This is a genomic window from uncultured Flavobacterium sp. (genome assembly GCF_951805225.1).
Taxonomy (GTDB): Bacteria; Bacteroidota; Bacteroidia; order Flavobacteriales; family Flavobacteriaceae; genus Flavobacterium.
The window spans coordinates 3,559,492-3,579,545 of sequence record NZ_OX638201.1 but is presented as its reverse complement, the minus strand read 5'-3'; the positions used below and the strand labels follow the sequence as shown (position 1 = coordinate 3,579,545).

Annotated in this window: 17 protein-coding genes; 9 read left to right on the top strand and 8 right to left on the bottom strand. The window is 31.8% G+C overall.

All coding sequences use genetic code 11. The features are described from left to right. Nucleotides 1-90: 90 nt before the first annotated feature. A complete protein-coding gene (locus WN975_RS14620) occupies nt 91-651 on the bottom strand; it encodes a porin family protein (protein WP_337967172.1) in 561 nt (186 codons plus the stop codon). A 458-nt stretch (nt 652-1,109) separates the two neighbouring features. Here WN975_RS14620 and WN975_RS14615 point away from each other — a divergent pair, with 458 nt between their 5' ends. The 5 genes from WN975_RS14615 to WN975_RS14595 all read left to right on the top strand — a co-directional run bounded on the left by WN975_RS14615 (nt 1,110) and on the right by WN975_RS14595 (nt 5,841). Continuing rightward, nucleotides 1,110-1,619 carry a hypothetical protein gene (locus WN975_RS14615; protein WP_337967171.1) on the top strand — a complete coding sequence of 170 codons (510 nt, stop codon included), beginning with the start codon at nt 1,110-1,112 and terminating at the stop codon, nt 1,617-1,619. A gap of 193 nt (nt 1,620-1,812) precedes the next feature. After that, nucleotides 1,813-2,391 (top strand): porin family protein, encoded by a 579-nt coding sequence (locus tag WN975_RS14610; protein WP_337967170.1) that lies wholly within the window; start codon nt 1,813-1,815, stop codon nt 2,389-2,391. A gap of 198 nt (nt 2,392-2,589) precedes the next feature. Next, complete coding sequence (locus WN975_RS14605; protein ID WP_337967169.1) at nt 2,590-3,198, top strand: porin family protein; 609 nt, start codon at nt 2,590-2,592, stop codon at nt 3,196-3,198. Between the two features lie 81 nt (nt 3,199-3,279). Continuing rightward, entirely contained in the window at nt 3,280-4,176 is an 897-nt protein-coding gene (gene xerD / locus WN975_RS14600) for a site-specific tyrosine recombinase XerD (RefSeq protein ID WP_337968997.1), read from the top strand. A 144-nt stretch (nt 4,177-4,320) separates the two neighbouring features. Continuing rightward, nucleotides 4,321-5,841, top strand: coding sequence for a PAS domain-containing protein (locus WN975_RS14595; RefSeq protein ID WP_337967168.1), 1,521 nt, complete (start codon nt 4,321-4,323; stop codon nt 5,839-5,841). 67 nt (nt 5,842-5,908) lie between these two features. Here the strand turns inward: WN975_RS14595 and rny are convergent, their stop codons facing one another. From rny to WN975_RS14580, 3 genes are all read right to left on the bottom strand, one after another. Continuing rightward, on the bottom strand, nt 5,909-7,471 hold the full coding sequence (gene rny, locus WN975_RS14590; RefSeq protein WP_337967167.1) for a ribonuclease Y: 1,563 nt from the start codon (nt 7,469-7,471) through the stop codon (nt 5,909-5,911). Between the two features lie 207 nt (nt 7,472-7,678). Further along, nucleotides 7,679-7,972, bottom strand: coding sequence for a cell division protein ZapA (locus WN975_RS14585; protein ID WP_056246511.1), 294 nt, complete (start codon nt 7,970-7,972; stop codon nt 7,679-7,681). A 6-nt stretch (nt 7,973-7,978) separates the two neighbouring features. After that, nucleotides 7,979-8,269: a hypothetical protein gene (locus WN975_RS14580; RefSeq protein WP_337967166.1), complete on the bottom strand. Its 291-nt coding sequence runs from the start codon at nt 8,267-8,269 to the stop codon at nt 7,979-7,981. Between the two features lie 180 nt (nt 8,270-8,449). On the opposite strand from WN975_RS14580, the gene WN975_RS14575 reads away from it, so the two are divergent. From WN975_RS14575 to WN975_RS14560, 4 genes are read left to right on the top strand one after another with little or no spacing between them, the layout of a single operon-like run. Then, the gene (locus WN975_RS14575) at nt 8,450-10,132 is read left to right on the top strand and encodes a M23 family metallopeptidase (RefSeq protein WP_337967165.1); all 1,683 of its coding nucleotides are present in this window, start codon (nt 8,450-8,452) and stop codon (nt 10,130-10,132) included. Nucleotides 10,133-10,143: 11 nt separating this feature from the next. Continuing rightward, on the top strand, nt 10,144-12,606 hold the full coding sequence (locus tag WN975_RS14570) for a TonB-dependent receptor plug domain-containing protein (protein WP_337967164.1): 2,463 nt from the start codon (nt 10,144-10,146) through the stop codon (nt 12,604-12,606). Next, nucleotides 12,603-13,235, top strand: a complete 633-nt coding sequence (locus WN975_RS14565) for a hypothetical protein (RefSeq protein WP_337967163.1) — start codon at nt 12,603-12,605, stop codon at nt 13,233-13,235. The genes WN975_RS14570 and WN975_RS14565 overlap by 4 nt, the downstream gene beginning before the upstream one ends. 46 nt (nt 13,236-13,281) lie before the next feature. Beyond that, the gene (locus WN975_RS14560; protein WP_337967162.1) at nt 13,282-14,004 is read left to right on the top strand and encodes a hypothetical protein; all 723 of its coding nucleotides are present in this window, start codon (nt 13,282-13,284) and stop codon (nt 14,002-14,004) included. Between the two features lie 284 nt (nt 14,005-14,288). Here WN975_RS14560 and WN975_RS14555 read toward each other — a convergent pair whose 3' ends face one another. The 4 genes from WN975_RS14555 to WN975_RS14540 form a co-directional block, all read right to left on the bottom strand. Next, nucleotides 14,289-14,990 carry a DUF2971 domain-containing protein gene (locus WN975_RS14555; RefSeq protein ID WP_337967161.1) on the bottom strand — a complete coding sequence of 234 codons (702 nt, stop codon included), beginning with the start codon at nt 14,988-14,990 and terminating at the stop codon, nt 14,289-14,291. A gap of 141 nt (nt 14,991-15,131) precedes the next feature. Further along, on the bottom strand, nt 15,132-16,961 hold the full coding sequence (locus WN975_RS14550) for an ABC transporter ATP-binding protein (RefSeq protein ID WP_337967160.1): 1,830 nt from the start codon (nt 16,959-16,961) through the stop codon (nt 15,132-15,134). 263 nt (nt 16,962-17,224) lie between these two features. After that, the gene (locus WN975_RS14545) at nt 17,225-18,952 is read right to left on the bottom strand and encodes a phospho-sugar mutase (RefSeq protein ID WP_337968996.1); all 1,728 of its coding nucleotides are present in this window, start codon (nt 18,950-18,952) and stop codon (nt 17,225-17,227) included. Between the two features lie 133 nt (nt 18,953-19,085). After that, nucleotides 19,086-20,042, bottom strand: a complete 957-nt coding sequence (locus WN975_RS14540; RefSeq protein ID WP_337967159.1) for a glycosyltransferase family 2 protein — start codon at nt 20,040-20,042, stop codon at nt 19,086-19,088. Nucleotides 20,043-20,054: the final 12 nt, after the last annotated feature.

Sequence of the window (20,054 nt, the reverse complement as noted above, 5' to 3'; positions counted from 1 at the left end):
ATTTTATTGAAAACATTTCACTAAAGTGTAAAAATAAAAAAACCGTTCTAATTAATAGAACGGTTTTTAGAAAAGTATGTGATATTATTTTTAGAACAAGAATCCAGCTGATATTTGGAAAGTTGAATTTTTAACATCTGCATTTTTAGATGCTTCTGTTAATCCTAAACCATAACGACCTTGAATAAAAAGGTTCTTAGTAATTTTAAGACCTAAACCTGCATTTAGACCAAATTCGAAAGTTTCAGCATCTTTTACATCAAAATCATTTTTTTCACTTAATAAAAATGAAGCTTGTGGTCCAAGTTCTAAGCTCACTGATTTTGTTAAGTAAAACTTAGCCATTACTGGAATAGATAAGTATCCTAATTCGTTTTTAAATTCGTCAACCGCGTTTTTGTATGTTGCTCCTTGAGTAGAATATAATAGCTCTGGTTGAATAGAGAATTTTTCTAATAATTTAATTTCTGCAAGAACACCTACGTGATAGCTAGTGATACCTTCTTTGTCAAATGCAACACCTTGAAGACCTGCATCTCCGGTTTGACTTGCAAAGTTAACCCCTGCTTTAACTCCAAATTGTACTAATTGTGCTTGTATTGTAGCTGATGTTGCGATGAACAATACAGCTGCTAAAATTATTTTTTTCATAAAAATTTTTTTAAAATTTGGTATTTTTTAAATGTTATCTATTAGTCAAAACTACAGAATTAGGAATTTATTGTTTTATATTTTGGTTTAAATAATTACTAAATTTCGCATGTTTTTTGATTTAGGCTAAGTAAAACACTCTTTTTAAGAAGGTTGTGATTGATTTGTTTTAGTAGAAAAATTTTGTATTTAATACGAATAATATTTCAAAATAGGTTTTATGGAAATTGATTTTGGTAAGTATATTATTATGTTTATTTGTTTTTTATTTGATATATAATAGTTGAAAACGATGTTTAAATATTGATTTTGTATCCTATTTAAGTTTAAGAATCATTTGCGAATTTTTCTTTAATAAGATTTTGTAATCCATTATCATTTTGTTATTTAAAAAATAAAGATCATTTTTTATTAAGTAAATTTTTATATTTGACTATAATAACCCTTAAACAATTGTAATGAAAAGAATTATTTTGGCTGCAATCGCGGTAATGGTATTTGGTTTTGTCAATGCGCAAGATGGACATTTTAAAGTTGGAGCACATGTTGGTCTACCTTTAGGAAATAGTGCAGATTTGTTTTCTGTAAACTTAGGTGCTGATGTTTCTTATTTGTGGAATGTAGCTGATAAGTTTAGCGCGGGAGTAACTACAGGTTACACAACATATATAGGTAAAGATTATACTGCTTATATTGGAAATGTTGCTTATGAAATGCTTAGAAGTACTAATCAAAGCTTTGTTCCAGTTGCCGGAACTGCACAATATTCAATTGCAGATAATTTTTTTGTTGGCGCAGATTTAGGTTATGCTATTAATGTTGACGGCGATATAGACGGAGGATTTTTATATCAGCCAAAATTTGGTTTCCAGACTAAAAAAATTGAAGTATATACTTCGTACAAAGGAATTTCGAACAATGGAACTATTTCTTCTGTAAACTTGGGATTCAATTATAAATTCGATTAATAAATAATTTTTGAGCCTTATCTAAAATATACAGAAGTTCTATAATAATTTCAGTGATGTTTTGAAAACTAACAGTTTAGCTTTAGTTAAATATGTTGAAAGCTTTAGATACTGCTATATTTGTTAAAATAAAAATTAATTTTTATTAAGTATATTTTTATATTTGACTATTATAACCCTTAAACAAATTGTAATGAAAAGAATTATTTTAGCTGCAATGGCAGTAATGGTATTTGGCTTTGCTAATGCACAAAAAACTAGATTTGGAGTAAAAGGAGGTCTTAACCTAACAACTTTTGCCGGAGGAAATTATTGGGATGCTGGATCTTTAGTAGGTTTCCAAGTTGGAGGTTTCGCTGAAATTAAAGTTATCGAAAGATTAGCTATTCAACCGGAGGTTTTGTTCTCTACTCAAGGTGCTAAAATTGATGGAGGTTCTTTCGGTGATTTCGATGATAAATTAAATTACATAAATGTTCCTGTTTTGGCTAAATTTTTTATCACAAAACAATTCACGGTTGAAGCTGGTCCACAATTAGGATTTTTAGTATCTGCTAAGCAAGATGGTCATGATATTAAAGACAGTTTTAAATCTGTAGATACAGGATTTAATTTTGGAGCTGGATATAACTTCACTGATAATGTTTCTGTTAATCTTCGTTATACTGTAGGTTTATCAAATATTGCAGATTATAATACTGATACTGCAGATGAATATTTTGATAGCCCAAAAAATAGTGTTTTAGCTTTGACATTAGGATATAAATTCTAATTTCTATTTTAAAAAATATTTAGAAAACCTTCTCTTAATCGGGAAGGTTTTTTTATATCTATGATTTTAATATTGAGAATAAATAAAAAGATATTGGTGTGAAAATGGCTCTAATTACTGCTTTATTTGTTAAAATACAATTAATTATTTAATAAGTATATTTTTATATTTGGCCATTAATTAACCAAAAACAAAAGAATGAAAAAAATTATTATGACTGCTGTAGCAGTTATGGCATTTGCTTTTACAAATGCTCAAGAAGTGAAATTTGGAATAAAAGGTGCAGTTTCTCTTAGTACACAAACCGGTGATGTTGAAAATGCTTCTTCTAAAGTAGGATTTCAGGCAGGGGCTTTTGCAGAAATAAAAATTACGGATAAATTTTCTATTCAACCAGAGGTTTTGTATTCTGCTCAAGGAGTAAAAGAAAAGGGTAATTTTGAATATAATAATAATGTCTATCCAGCAGAATTAAATACTAAGTTAGGATATATTAATGTTCCGGTAATGGCAAAGTATTATGTAGCTGAGAAATTTAATTTGGAGGCTGGTCCTCAAATTGGTTTTTTAGTTAGTGCTAAAGGTGAAGCAACAATTTTAGGACACTCGGAAGAGGGAGATATTAAGGATAATTATAAAACTATTGATTTAGGATTGAATCTGGGAGCTGGATACGATTTTACTGAAAATTTATCAGCTGGACTTCGTTATACTTTGGGTTTGTCTAATGTAGTTGGAGATGACTTTGATGATAATGTTAATGCGAAAAACAGTGTTTTTGCATTATCTCTAGGATATAAATTCTAGTTTTTTAATTGAAAAATATTTAAAACCTTCCCTTAATCGGGAAGGTTTTTTTATGCCCAAAAAATGTTTTACTTTGTAGATATGAACTGGAACCGATACATAAAAGATTATCAATCGTATTTGCGAATAGAAAGAGGTTTGTCTAAAAATACAATTGAAAACTATGGTTTTGATATTGAGCGATTATGTCTTTTTTTAGATACAAATCAAATTGAAGTTTCGCCTTTGAAAATTACTGATGAAACCGTTCAGCAATTTATATATTCCGTTTCTAAGGAAGTAAATCCGCGTTCGCAAGCACGTATTATTTCGGGATTGAAAAGCTTTTTTAATTATTTGGTTTTTGAAGATTACAGAAATGATAATCCGCTGGAATTAATTGAAACTCCAAAAACAGGCAGAAAATTACCGGATACTTTATCTGTTGCCGAAATTGATGCGCTTATTGCCGCAATTGATTTAAGTAAAAATGAAGGAGAGCGAAATCGTGCGATGCTGGAAGCTTTATACGGTTGCGGACTTCGGGTTTCGGAGTTGGTTTCGCTTAAAATATCTGATTTGTTTTTTGACGAAGGATTCATAAAAATTACCGGAAAAGGCAATAAAGAACGTTTTGTTCCTATTGGTAAATTGACTCAAAAATATATGGAGATTTATCAAAAGGAAGTCAGAGTAAATTTGAATATTAAAAAAGGCTGCGAAGACACTTTGTTTTTAAACCGAAGAGGTAATCAATTGACTCGCGCAATGGTATTTACAATCATAAAAGATCTGGCGGTAAAAATAGGTTTACATAAAAGTATTAGTCCGCATACTTTGCGACATTCATTTGCTACACATTTACTTGAAAATGGAGCTGACTTAAGATCGATCCAATTAATGTTGGGACACGAATCGATAACAACTACAGAAATCTACGTGCATTTAGACAGGAGATTTCTAAAAGAAGTGATGCATTCTTTTCATCCAAGAAAATAATTTTTTGGGCAGAGTCCTGATTTTTAAAGCAAAAATTAATATATTGTATATTATTTTCTATTAAAAACAGATAAGATCGACAAACGGCACTTTTATTGTTTTAAATGTTTTTTGATCATTCAATTTAAGTAAAATAAGTAGCATATGGTTTTTGATTTGTATGAAAATGAGGATTGCTTAGAAGTGAATAATTTTTATAAAAAATTGTTTGCCGAAATGCCTGATTTGTTATTTCAGTTTATTATTGATACTGATAACAATTATTCTTTTCCACTAGTTAGTAAATCTGCTGATGAAATTTTTGAATTTACAGTTAGTGAATTCAACAACGATATAAAGTTTATTATTTACGAAAGAGTTTTTCTTCAGGATCGTGAAGCGTTTTTTCAATCTTTAGTTAAAGCGCGTAAAGAAATAAAACCCTGGGATATTGAATTTCGTGCTGTTTTACCAAAAAAAGGCTTACGTTGGTTTAAGATTTCTGCAAAAACAGAGCAATCAGATGATGGTAGAGTTAGTTTCTATGGACATGTTTCGGATATTACCGAATTAAAAGATAAAGAAGAAAAGTTACGTATTTCCGAAGAACGATTTCAATTTGCACTTGATGCTTCTACAGCCGGAATCTGGGATTGGGATATGGTTACCAATAATGTTTTCTATTCGTCTTTGTCACTAAAAATATTGGAACTTGATTCTGCTGATATTTTTGATGATCCTGAACGTTGGGATAAAATTGTGCATCCGGACGATCTTCCCAAATACTATTCAGATATACAAGAACATTTTGATAATAAGATTCCTTATTACGAAAACTATCATCGTGTAATGACTTCGAGCGGAAATTATAAATGGATTTTAGATCGTGGAAAAGTTATTAAACGAGATGAAAATGGTAAACCATTACGCGTAATCGGAACTCACACGGATGTTTCTCTGCAAAAAGAAAAAGAACTGGAACTTATAAAAACGATGAAATTATACAGCGATCAAAATAGTAGATTGCTGAATTTTTCGCATATCGTTTCACATAATTTAAATACGCAGGCAGGAAATATAAAGTCGATTTTAGACTTTATTGATGCTGATGGTGATAAAGAAACCGTAAGTGAAATGTTAGAACACTTGCGAACAGTTTCTAATGATTTAAATGACACGATTTCTAATTTAACACAAATCGTAAAAACGCAAAGTAATATTAATATTGCTGTCGTTCCTTTAAAACTTTGTGAATATATTGAGAAAACAATTTCGACAATCAAAGGTTACGATAAACAAACGAAGGTTACGATTGTAAATAATGTTCCTCAATATTTGACGATTAATTTCAATCCTGCTTATTTGGAAAGTGTTTTGCTAAACTTTACAACAAACGCTATAAAGTATGCACATCCGGATCGCGATCCAATAATAGTTTTTGATTTTTCGATTGAACCTGAAGGCTATAAATCATTAAAAATTACAGACAATGGTTTAGGAATCGATTTGGCTGTTTATGGGGAATTATTATTCGGAATGTATAAAACTTTTCATAAACATCAGGAAGCGCGAGGAATCGGTTTGTATATTACCAGAAATCAAATTGAAGCGATGAAAGGAAGTATTTCTGTAGAAAGTGAAGTAGGAGTGGGAACAAGCTTTAAAATTGTCTTTAATGATCTTTAAATGAATTTGACATAAAATAAAAAAGGCTATCGTTATGATAGCCTTTTTTATTTTATAATAGTTGAGATTACTTAGCAATATTAACCGCTCTGGTTTCTCTAATTACAGTAACTTTTACCTGACCTGGATAAGTCATTTCAGTTTGGATTTTTTGTGAAATCTCAAAAGATAGGTTTGCAGCGTTATCGTCAGAAACTTTTTCGCTTTCTACAATTACACGAAGTTCTCTACCAGCCTGAATTGCGTATGCATTTTTTACACCGCTAAATCCGTAAGCAACTTCTTCAAGATCTTTCAAACGCTGAATGTATGAATCCAGAACCTGACGTCTTGCGCCTGGTCTTGCTCCTGAAATAGCATCACAAACCTGAACGATTGGAGAAAGTAATGATTTCATTTCGATCTCGTCGTGGTGAGCTCCAATTGCATTACAAACTTCTTCTTTTTCACCGTATTTCTCCGCCCATTGCATACCTAATAATGCGTGTGGTAAATCACTTTCAGTATCCGGCACTTTACCAATATCATGAAGTAAACCAGCTCTTTTGGCAAGTTTTACATTTAAGCCTAATTCGGCAGCCATGATACCACAAAGTTTAGAAACCTCTCTTGAGTGTTGCAATAAGTTTTGTCCGTAAGATGAACGGTATTTCATTCTACCAACAACCTTAATTAATTCTGGGTGTAAACCGTGAATTCCTAAGTCGATTACAGTACGTTTACCAACTTCGATAATTTCATCGTCGATTTGTTTTGCTGTTTTAGCAACAACTTCTTCAATTCTCGCTGGGTGAATACGTCCGTCAGTTACTAATTTGTGCAATGACAAACGAGCAATTTCTCTACGAACAGGATCAAAACAAGAAAGAATAATAGCTTCCGGTGTATCATCAACAATGATTTCAACTCCCGTTGCAGCTTCAAGAGCTCTAATGTTACGACCTTCACGACCAATAATTCTACCTTTTACATCGTCAGATTCAATGTTAAATACTGAAACGCAATTTTCAACTGCTTCCTCAGTTCCAACTCTCTGGATCGTATTGATGATAATTTTCTTAGCTTCTTGTTGTGCAGTAAGTTTTGCCTCTTCAATTGTATCCTGAATATGAGACATTGCTTTACTTTTAGCTTCAGCTTTTAAACCTTCAACTAATTGTTCTTTTGCTTCTTCAGCAGAAAGTCCTGAAATTACTTCAAGTTGTTGCAATTGACTTTTGTGTAATTTGTCAACTTCAGCTTGTTTTTTGTCTAAAACTTCAATTTTATTATTGTATTCATTTGTTTTAGCTTCAAAATCGTCATTTACTTTTTTCGCTTTCGAAAGTTCGTTTGAAACCTGAGATTCTTTGTCACGCACTCTTTTTTCTACTTCAGCTACTTTTTTATCTCTAGCTAAAATAACTTGTTCGTGTTCTGATTTTAATTCGATAAAACGCTCTTTTGCTTGAAGGATTTTATCTTTTTTGATATTTTCTGCTTCTAAATTAGCGTCTTTTAAAATGGAAGAGGCTTCTTTTTTTGCGTTTTTAATTAAATTAGAAATATTGCTTTTTTCGATGATTTTAGCGATCGCAAATCCTGCTGCAATCCCTACAATACCTGAAATAATGATCGTTATTATGTCCATGTTTGTTAAAATTTATATATAAAAAAGCCTACATTAATTGCTTGAATAAACTCGTAAAGACAAGTTTTGAGCTAACTCACTGTTCAAGTTTCCCAGTCGAAGCAGGGCATACTATAGTAGCGACGATTTGCTCATTCTAAATTGTTAGTGTTGAGTTTACCAATTGTGAACTAATGTAGGCAGTATCTTAGTTTCTGTAAAGAACGTTTAATTTTCGAGATATTGATCTAATAGCGAATTTAATCTTTTAATTCTTTCGATAGTTTCTTCGCCATCGATTGCATTATCAATTTGTTTTTGTTCTACTTGTGATGCAAATTGCAAGGCACACATAGCCAGAACATCTTGTTTGTCACGAACCGCGTAACTTTCTTCGAATTGCTTGATCATAGCATCAATTTTCTTAGAAGCACTTCTAAGTCCTTCTTCCTGAGATGGTTCTACCGTTAATGGATAGACTCTGTCTGCGATTGATATTTTAATTCTAAGCTTTCCGTCCATGTCTTTCTAATCTGATAGTTGTGCTATACAGTAATCAATTTCGCGAATTAATGAATTTATTTTAAGCTTTGTCTCTCTCTTGTTATTGTCGCTGCCGAGCAACGAATTGGCTATTTTAAGTGTATCATATTGCTTCTTCAAAGCCTCCATTTCTTCAGATTGTTTCTGGATAATTTCCGCAGCTTTGGTTAGTTCTAATCTTAAAACCTGATTGTTTTTTTCTAGGGCCTTTGATTTCTCAAAAAGCTTTTCGACTTTATATTCAAGAGTATCAATTATTTCTGCAATTACACTCATTATAAATCCTATTCATTACTTAATCATACAAAGTTAGTATTCCTTTTTATTAATGCAATTTTTTATCGATTTTTTTACATTAAAAATAATCAAACAAATGAAATTCAATTAATTGTATTTTTGTAGCTTTTTACTCGTTTTTAGTAGCTAATTTCTTTATCTTAGCAAAAATGTTGCCTTATGAGATTATCACTGCTTGCCCTGTTTTTTACAAATTTTATTTTCGCTCAAACCCAATATCCGAAGGATTATTTTCGTCCGCCGCTTGATATTCCAATGCAGCTTTCTGGGAATTTTGGGGAGTTAAGACCAAATCACTTTCATGCCGGTTTTGATTTAAAAACAAACCAAAGAGAAGGATTAAATGTTTATGCAATTGCAGATGGATATGTTTCAAGGATAAAAATTTCGACTTTCGGAAACGGAAAATGTATCTATATTACACATCCAAACGGATACACTTCGGTTTACGGACATTTGCAAACTACTGTTGGTCCAATTCAGGATTATGTCAAAAAAACACATTACAAAGAGAAGGCTTACGAAATCGAAATGTTTCTAAAACCTGATGAATTGCCAGTTACAAAAGGCCAATTAATTGCGCTTTCCGGAAATACAGGTTCTTCTGAAGGACCACATTTGCATTTTGAAATTCGCGATACTAAAACAGAATTTGTAATTAATCCGATATTTTTTGGATTCGATAAAAATATTAAAGACACTAAAAAGCCAACAGTTTCGAGTGTTTATGTTTATCCGTTAAATAATTCGACGGTAAATCAATCGAAACAACCTTTATTGCTAAATGTTGCGCTTCAAAAAGACGGAACCTATTTGGCAAGTAAAGTAAAAGCGAACGGGAAAATTGGTTTTGGAATTGTAGCGGTAGATTTCGATGATGTTTCTTTTAATAAAAATGGAGTTTTTAATGTTTCTACTTTCTTTAACGGAAATCAAAATTATAACTATCAATTCAATACTTATTCGTTTGACGAAATGCGTTATGTAAATGCATTGATTGATTATGGTAAATATAAAAAATCAGGTCAGCGCGTTCAAAAACTTTTCATGAAAACGCCTTTTGCTTTAAGCATAATAAAAACAGATTCATTACGAGGGATTATTCCGGTCGAGCCGAATTTAGCTTCGACGTATAGAATTGAAGTTTCTGATTATTTTGGAAATTTAAATACAATTACAGTTCCAGTTGAATATGATGCTGCAACGCCAATTGTAAAAGAAGAGCCTGTGACTTCAAAATATTTTATTAAAGTCAATAAAGATTCTAATTTCGAAAAAGATAATATGTCGGTATTTTTTCCGGCGGGAACTTTTTACGATGATTTTAATTTAAATTTTGATGTAAAAAACAATCGTATTTATATTCACGACGATACAGTTCCTGTGCATTCGAATTTTACGATTACTATAAAAGACAGTTCATATCCGGAAGAATTAAGAGATAAACTTTATATTGGAAGAGGAAATAGTTACAACGGAACTATTAGAAAAGGAGATGTTTTTACGGCTAAATCAAAAACGCTGGGACAATTTGGGTTGGTTTTGGATACAATTAATCCAACAATTAAAATTGTAAAACCAATTCAGGATAAATGGATAAGTGATGTCAAAAAAATAGATTTCATCATTAACGATTCTTCTTCAGGAATTAAATCATACAACGGATATTTAAACGGAAATTGGATTTTGTTTGAATATGAAAACAAAACAAAGAAAATCACACATACTTTTGATGATACAATGCTTGCTGAAGGGGCAAACGATTTAAAAATTGAAGTAATTGATAATGTGGGTAATTCTGCTATCTTTGAAACTCATTTTTTTAGAAGTCAACAAAAATAAAATCAAAACGTTTGAATAATAACAGAGTAATATTCGGTTTTCTTTTTTTATGCATTTCTTGTATTTCATTTGCTCAAAATGCTCATGTTAAAGGTATTATTTTAGATAATCAAAAACGTCCGGTCGTCGATGTCAATGTGACTTCTTCGGGAAATACAACGCAATCAGATGCAAACGGTTTTTTTGAAATCGATGTTCCATCGAACAAAAAAACTTCTTTGATTTTTACTCACATTTCTTTAAAAATGATGAGTTTGGCAGTAAATCTAAAACCAAATGAAGTTTTTGTTTTTAATCCTGTAATGAGTAATTCTGAAGAACAAATGGGAGAAGTTTTTGTTTCTTCCAAAAATAAAAAACGTGTTCAGGGAATTACAACTATTGATGCGGCAACGATTAAAAAAATTCCCGGAGCAAATGCCGGAATCGAAAACATTCTAAAGACATTGCCGGGAGTAAATTCAAATAATGAATTGAGTACACAATATGCAGTTCGCGGCGGAAACTATGATGAAAATTTAGTTTATGTAAACGAAATCGAAGTTTATCGTCCGTTTTTAATTCGTTCTGGTCAGCAAGAAGGATTGAGTTTTACCAATACAGATTTGGTTCAGAATGTTGACTTTTCGGCTGGAGGATTTCAGGCCAAATTTGGAGATAAATTATCTTCTGTTTTAGATATTACGTATAGAAAACCAACTCAGTTTGGCGCTTCACTTGAAGCAAGTTTTTTGGGAGGAAGTGCTTCAGTAGATTTGGTTTCTAAAAATAAAAAATGGTCTGCAGTAACTGGAGTTCGTTATAGAAATAACAGTTTGTTGGTTAATAGTCAAGATACACAAACGAATTATACGCCAACTTTTGCTGATATTCAAACGAACATCAATTATGATATTTCGCAAAAATGGCAGATTAGTTTTTTAGGAAACATTTCTGAAAACAAGTATTTGTATCAGCCTTTAACCCGCGAGACAAAATTTGGAACTATAGACCAGCCAATGGCGCTTGCCGTATATTATGAAGGTCAGGAAAGAGATAAATACGACACTTATTTTGGTGCATTAAAAACGACTTATAAAGTTTCTCCAACTTTAACGTTAAAACTTATTGGTTCATTATTTCATACTACAGAACAAGAACATTTTGATATTCTGGCGCAATATCGTCTTGGAAATGTTGGCGAGGATCAAGACGCGTCTCAAGTTGATTTTACAAAAGGAATTGGTTCGCAATTGAGTCACGCGCGAAATGATTTGGACGCTTTAATTGCAAATGCCGAAATTAAAGGATTCAAAGAATGGTTAAATGACAGTCAATTAGAATTTGGACTTAAATATACCAGAGAATCTATTAGAGATAGAATTGTAGAATGGGAAATGATTGATTCTGCTGGATTTTCTATAAATCCTCCAATTGTTATTTTGCCACAAAATAATCAGCCGTATCAACCTTATACCGGACCATTGTTGCCTTATCAGGATGTTCGTGCAACAAATTATAATACTATAAATAGATTTTCAGGTTATGCGCAGTATAATAAAAAAGCGGAACTTGGTTCTAGTCAGATTTGGTATCATTTAGGAGCTCGTTTCCAGAGTTGGAATGTTTCCGGAGCAGCTGTTGAAGGAAAAAATCAAGTAGTTTTTAGCCCGCGTGCGCAATTTGCTATAAAACCGGATTGGGATATGGATATGGTTTTCAGGCTTTCGGGCGGATTATATCACCAACCGCCTTTTTATAGAGAACTTCGGGATTTGGATGGTGTTGTAAATCCAAATGTAAAAGCTCAGGAATCAGTTCATATTGTTTTAGGGAATGATTATAATTTTAAAATGTGGAATCGCCCTTTTAAATGGGTTACAGAACTATATTATAAATCACTTTCTGATGTAAATGTGTATTCGATCGACAATGTTAGAATTCGTTATATTGCCAATAATAATGCAAAAGCATATGCGCAAGGTCTTGATTTTAGATTAAATGGAGAATTTGTGCCGGGAACAGAATCGTGGATTAGTTTTGGTTATTTGAAAACCGAAGAAAATTATGCAGATAAAGGATATATTGCAAGACCAACAGATCAACGTTTGAAATTTGCGATGTTGTTTCAGGATTATATGCCTAATATTCCAAGTGTAAAATTATATCTGAATTTAGTTTATAATACTGGTTTACCTGGAGGAGCTCCGGCATATTCAGATCCATATCTATATCAAAACAGATTAAACGATTATCGTAGAGTAGATATTGGTTTTGCTAAAGTTTTTGTTGATAACAGTACTAAAGTTGCTAAAGCAAATTGGCTAAAAAACTTCAAAGAATTATCTGTTGGATTAGAGATTTTCAATCTTTTCAATAATCAAAATGCGATAACCAATACTTGGGTTCGTGACGTATATTCTAAAAATCAATACGCGATTCCAAATTATATGACTTCAAGAGTTTTCAATATAAAATTGAATGCGAGACTATGATAGAAAAACGTGAAAAGCGAAAGAAGATTTTTTACGTTCCTGGAATGATTTCCTTGATTTTGATTCCGGTGTTTTGTTTTTATCATTTTTATAAAGTTGATGCTTTTACGGTTGAAAGTTGTGTAGATGTTAGTTTTCCAGACTCTATTCAGGAAAAAGCTTTTTTACAAATCAAAAGAAACTATCAGGTATTTAATCTAAATAGCAGTGAAGATTTAGAGAAAGAAAAATTGAATGATCTTCAACTTGCTTTAAGAAAAATAAACCGGAAGAATGATGCTATAAATGGTATTCAGATTCATTTAGGTGATAAGATGCAATATGAAGTTTATATTCGAGTTTTAGATATTCTGGCAATTGAGCAAATGCCTTTGTATATTCAAAACGACAATGATTTTTTTGTTTTAATAATGCCAAAACCTAAATTTAAAAATGATTTCAAAAAAATCGTTCCTTTTAAATGCGGTTATTGGGAAGCGAATAAAGATTTTTTTCTGGAACGGGAAAGAAAAAGACAGTTGGAATATAATTTGGCTCTGTATAAAAAGAATTGGATTCTACTTTCGGCTTATTTAGGTCTTGTTCTTTTAAATATCTTCGCCTTAGTAAAATTCAATAAAAATAAATAATACAATCAAAAATACTATATTTGATATTCTAATATAATTAGCATACATGAAAAATTCCTTAAAATATATAGCCTTAGCAATCATCGGAACATTAGTGAGTTGTAAAGATGAAGTTCAGAAACCGAAAGTAATTTATGATGCTGCCAGTAAAGGAAGTGTTGTCACAAAAACAGATTCTACGCAGATAGAAGTTGCTGATTTGCCTATTCAAATGGAAGGAACGAACTATTTGATTCATCCTGTTGGAGATTTGCGCGTGTTTGAAAAAGGAACAAAAGCGCGTTATGGATCTTCAAGTGTGAATGATGTGAGTTTTACGATTTCAAATTTAGGGGAATATGAGATTACAGGTTATTTGCAAAATTTGAAATTTCAAAAAGTAGATTCAGATTCTATTCGTCCTTTGTCTGATAAACCGGTTTTGATTTTAACGGCGACTTATTTAAAAACCGTTGCTGACAGAACTCAGAATAAAGTTATGGTTTATACTTTGACAGATGCAGATACTAATAAAGACGGTAAAATTGATACAGGAGATATTAAAACATTGTATTTAAGTGATATTAGTGGAGAGAATTTCACCAAAGTTTCTACAGATCTTCAGGAATTAGTAGATTGGAGTTTAATCGAATCTAAAAACCGCTTATACTTTAGAACAATCGAAGACACCAATCAAAACGGACAATTCGATAAAAATGATGTTTTACATTATAATTATATAGATTTAGCTTCTAAAAAATGGGAAGTGAAAAGTTATAAACCTATTTAAAGGTTCTAAGGGACTAAGGTTCTGAGGCGCTAAGATTTCGGAATCATAAAAAAAGCGATTTAAAAATTAATTTTTAAATCGCTTTTTTTATTAAGATAGATAAAAGAGAACCGAAGGTTTGGCAAATATTGTAGAGATGGACTTTAGTCCAGTTTAGATAGCGGTTTTAAAAATAATTAATATTAGCTAAGAAGAAATAAAAAAAACTAAAATATTGTAATCAATCTTTGTCGAGTTTCTCGTGTGATTTCTCCTTTGTCGAAATGACAAAAAATGACATGGACTTAAATCAAAATATCGCTTTCTAAATCAGATTTTTCGATTTCAATTCCAAAACCCAGACGATCTACTAAGTCAATTACGAGTTTTTTGTACCAGTTTTCCGATTTTGGATGAATGTATATTTTCTCAATTAATTGATTGATGTCAACGTTGATTTTTAATCCGTCATTAAGTTTAATATTGCTTTTTGAAGTGTCGGTTATAATGCGAACTTCACGTTCGTATTGAAAACTTTTTCGCTTAAACAGAAAAGGGAAAAACAAATCATCAAACGGAATATATTCTTTTTTATAGTCGATGTAATTAACTTCGCCAATATATTGATCAAAATTATTCTCAGGTTTCAATGCTTTTTGCAATCTTCCAATAGTAGACTGAATCGCTAATCCTTCGCTATTTTGGGTAAAAATCTGCCACATAGCAAACGATTCATATTCATTAATATGCCAGCTGCTTATAGCAACTTGTTCGCGATGTGTTTTGTAGTAATTTAAAAAGTCTGGATTATCAATGGCTAGCTTTTTAATTTCTTCAAAAGTAGGTTCGCTAAAAGTGCCTTCATACTGATCTTCAAACTTATCAGAACGCGACATAAAAAGTTTCTTAGAAAGTAATAAATCCAGGAACTTAGAGAGATCTAAGTATTTCCAAACAACCGTATCTGGATCCTCAGGAAGTATTATGTTTGGATTTTTGAAATACATTTTAGTAGGCGATTTAGTATTTCTAATAAAATTACAAATTGATTTTATAATAAACTATAAAAAAAATACTTACTTAGTTTTCTGTGGTTATTAAACCTGTAGATAACTTAAGTAAGTATTTTTAAACAGAATTTAAGTCTGTTATGATTCGAAAGATTGCATTGTAACGAGTTTGTTATAAGTTCCGTTATGCGCAATTAATTCATCGTGAGTTCCTTGCTCTACAATTTTTCCTTTTTGCATTACCACAATTACATCTGCTTTTTGAATTGTTGAAAGTCTGTGAGCAATTACGATTGATGTTCTGTTTTGCATCATATTCTCTAAAGCTTCCTGAACAAATTTTTCGCTTTCAGTATCTAATGCAGATGTTGCTTCGTCCAGAATCATAATAGGAGGATTCTTTAATACAGCACGAGCAATTGATAAACGTTGTTTTTGTCCACCGGAAATTTTGTTTCCGCTGTCTCCAATATTTGTATAAATACCGTTCGGTAGATCTTTTACAAATTCATAAGCATTGGCGATTTTCAGCGCTTCAATAATTTCGTCGTCTGTAGCGTCTAGTTTTCCTAAAGCGATATTTGCCTTGATAGTATCATTAAATAAGATGCTATCTTGAGTTACTAATCCCATTAAGCTGCGAAGTGACTGAAGATTCATGTCTTTGATGTTGGTGCCGTCAATCGAAATTGTTCCGTCATTCACATCATAAAAACGTGTCAATAAGTTTGCGATAGTACTTTTTCCACTTCCTGATTGTCCAACGAGAGCGACAGTTTGGCCTTTTTTAATTTCAAGAGAAAAGTCTTTCAGAACTGCTTGGTCTTCGTATTTAAAATTAATGTTCTGAATGCTTATTTTATCATCAAAAGTTGTTTTTTCAACTGCATTTTCTTTTGAAACAATAGTGTTTTCCTGTTCTAGAATTTCAAGAACACGTTCAGCAGCAGCATTTCCTCTTTTTACTCCGTATGAAGCTTTAGAGATTGCTTTTGCAGGCGTAAGGATATTATAAGCTAATCCCATGTAAGCGATAAATGAAGGACCGCTTAGTGTTTTGTCAATCAAAACCATTTGTCCTCCGTACCACAATAAAATGGCAATAACGGTAATTCCCATAAACTCACTGGCAGGAGAAGCTAAATTCTGGCGATTACCTATTTTATTTGATAAATAAAAGAAACGCTCAGTTGAATTTTGAAAAACAGTATTAAAATAGTTTTCAGAATTATATCCTTTTACCACTTTTAGTCCACCAATAGTTTCTTCTATAGTAGATAAAAAAGTTCCTTGTTCTTCTTGTGCTCTCGTTGATTGTTTTTTAAGTTGTTTTCCAATTAATGAAATAATATAACCTGAAATTGGAATAAAAATAAAAACAAATAATGTTAGTTTAGTGCTAATAAGTAGCATTGTTGTTATGGTAAAGACTATAGTTAAGGGTTCTTTTACAATAAGTTCCAGTATTGCTAAAAATGAGTTTTGAACTTCATTTACATCCGCAGAAATTCTTGAAATAACATCACCTTTTCTTTTCTCAGAATAAAATGCTAAAGGAAGTTCGAGAGTTTTTTTATACAATGCATTTCGCATATCTTTTAAAACACCATTTCGTAAAAAGGTGATGAAAAACATGGCTAAATAATCTGCTAAGTTTTTTAATAAAAAGATCGAAATGATAATTGTTACCATTACAGCTAAAATGTAGCCTGGATCATGATTGCCTTTTGTAGTGGTGATGTAATAGCTTAAGTAATCTTCACCATATTGTTGGAGTTTTAAAATTCCGTGATATACTGGTTTTATTTTTCTTGCCTTTGTTTGGTCAAATAATACCTGAAGCATTGGTATTAAAGCAACAAAAGAAAGTGTGCTAAAAAGTGCGTACAAAACATTAAAAAAAATGTTTAAGAATGCGTATTTTTTATACGGATATATAAAAGGAACTATTTTTTTGAAAGTACTCATTTATTTGTGGATGTTATTTTCTGCTATAGCAATGGCTCTTTCGAGTTTTTCTAGCAATAATTCTCTATTTGGATTTATAGCTGAATTTTGCACACACTGTGTGCACAATTGTATTGTATTGAAATGTAGTGTTTTGGTTTTTATCTGTATGTTGTTTTAACTTTTTACTAGATAATAATTTGATTGCTATTTCGGTATTAATATGATTTGTCTAATCTATATAATGTGATAAATGATAGATTAGACAATCTACTCATTATTTATTATTTCAATTGCATTCCTGCAATGATATTTTGAATTTTTTCGTCTAAGAAACTTTCTGCAGCGTCAAAATTTTCAACTGAATCTAATTCTGCATTTACACTAATGTAGAATTTGATTTTTGGTTCAGTTCCACTTGGTCTGGCGCAAATTTTAGAACCATCTTCAGTATAATAAATCAATACATTTGATTTCGGAATATCCATTGTAGATTCTTCACCAGTCAATAAATTCAATGCAATTGACGATTGATAATCTTCAACCATAATAACGCGTTGTCCGCTGATTTCTTTTAGAGGATTTTCACGTAAATCAATCATCATTTGGTTGATTTCCTGTAAACCTTCCATTCCTTTTTTGGTCAATGAAACCAAGTGTTCTTTGTAGAAACCATTTTCAACATAAAGTTGTAAAAGTTCTTTGTAAACACTGCTTCCGGCAGCTTTTGCCTGAGCAGCAACTTCGCATATTAATAAGGTAGCAGCAACGGCATCTTTATCTCTAACGGCATCACCAACCATAAAACCAAAGCTTTCTTCACCACCTCCAATAAATTCGAGTTCCGGGAAATCTTTAATCATTTTGGCGATCCATTTAAAGCCGGTCAAACCAACTTTGCATTCAACGCCATAACTTGTTGCTAATTCCATCATCATTGGAGTCGAAACAATTGTAGAACCTACAAATTGTTTTCCGTTGATTTTACCCGCTTTTTTCCATTGTTTCAATAAGAAAGAAGTCATCAAAATCATGGTTTGATTTCCGTTAAGCAAAATCATTTTACCATCATTATTTCTAACAGCAACACCAAGACGGTCACAATCAGGATCAGTTCCAACCACAATATCCGAATTTGTTTTATCGGCCAAAGCCAAAGCCATTGTCAAAGCTTCCGGCTCTTCAGGATTTGGAGATTTTACAGTTGGGAAATTCCCATCAGGAATCGCTTGTTCCGGTACAATATGTACATTTTTGTAACCAGCTTGTGATAAAGTGTCAGGAATAGATTTTATCGAAGTTCCGTGCAATGAAGTAAAAGCAATCTGTAAGTTGTCTTTGGCTTCAGCCGGAGTATTAAAACTTGCGTTTTCTATAGATGATTTCACAAAAGCTTTGTCAATTTCGGTATCGATATATTGAATAAGGCTTTCGTTAGCATTAAATTTAATTTTATCGTAACCCAGATTTTCAATTACGTTAATAATTGCAGCATCCTGAGGAGGAACGATTTGTCCGCCATCTTCCCAATAAACTTTATAACCATTATATTCAGGTGGATTGTGAGAAGCAGTTAATACGATTCCGCATTGACAACCTAAATATTTAAGAGCAAATGATAATTCAGGAGTTGGACGCAAATCCGAGAATAAATAAACATGAATTCCGTTTGCAGAGAAAACATCAGCAACAACTTTTGCCAATGTATTACTGTTATGACGACAATCGTAAGCAATAACAACTTTTAAAGGTTGATTTGGAAAAACTTCATGCATGTAATCAGACAAACCTTGCGTGTTTTTTCCAAGCGTATATTTGTTGATTCTATTATCTCCAACGCCCATTACACCGCGCATTCCGCCAGTTCCAAATTCCAGATTTTTATAAAAACTTTCTTCAAGTTCTTTAGGCGATGTCGTTATTAATTCCTTAACCGCAGCTTGAGTTTCGTTGTCAAATGTAGGGGTTAACCATTCGTTTACAGCATTCAAAATATTAGGTGCTATATTCATCATTCGTCTATTTTTTATATTTTAAAATAATAATAATTTTTAGGAGCTATTTCCTGCTATCATTCCAATCTTTTATATTGTAGAAAAAACAATATAAAAGGATTTTCCCTTCTATCAGGGCTAGGGCTTTACGTTAAAAATTAACCTCTCGGGCTACTTTATAACGTGCTTCGTTACTTTTAGTTCTCAAAATAATCTCACCAAGAAAACCTGCCAGGAATAACTGAGTTCCTAAAATCATAGTTGTCAAAGCAATAAAGAACCATGGATTACTGGTTATTAAGCTATATTTCATTCCATTATACATATGGTATAATTTTGAAACTCCAATATAACCCGCCAATAAAAATCCGATAATAAACATTAACGAACCCATTGCACCAAATAAGTGCATTGGTCTTTTTCCAAATCGGGATAAAAACCAAATTGTAATTAAATCCAGAAAACCGTTTATAAAACGCTCCATTCCAAATTTAGTCTCACCATATTTACGAGCTTGGTGAATAACAACTTTTTCGCCAATTTTACTAAAACCGGCATTTTTTGCCAAAACCGGAATATATCGGTGCATTTCACCCGAAACTTCTATGTTTTTTACAACCGTGTTTTTGTACGCTTTTAATCCGCAATTAAAATCATTCAATTCAACTCCCGAAGTTTTTCTGGCAGCCCAATTAAATAATTTAGAAGGAAGATTTTTTGCCACCACAGAATCGTAACGTTTCTTTTTCCAACCAGAAACCAAATCAAATTTCTGAGCTGTAATCATTTCGTACAATCCCGGAATCTCATCCGGACTATCCTGCAAATCGGCATCCATAGTAATAATCACATCACCTTGTGCTTTAGCAAAACCAGCATGCAGCGCTTGTGATTTTCCAAAGTTCTTCATGAATCGAATCCCTTTTACATTGGAATTTTCCTTAGAAAAACCTTCAATAATATTCCAAGAATCATCCGTACTACCATCATCTACAAAAATGATTTCATAAGAGTAATTATTAGATTGCATCACTTTAATAATCCACGAATAGAGTTCTTGTAGTGATTCCTCTTCGTTTAGAAGCGGTATAAGTATAGATAAATTCATTTATATTGTATT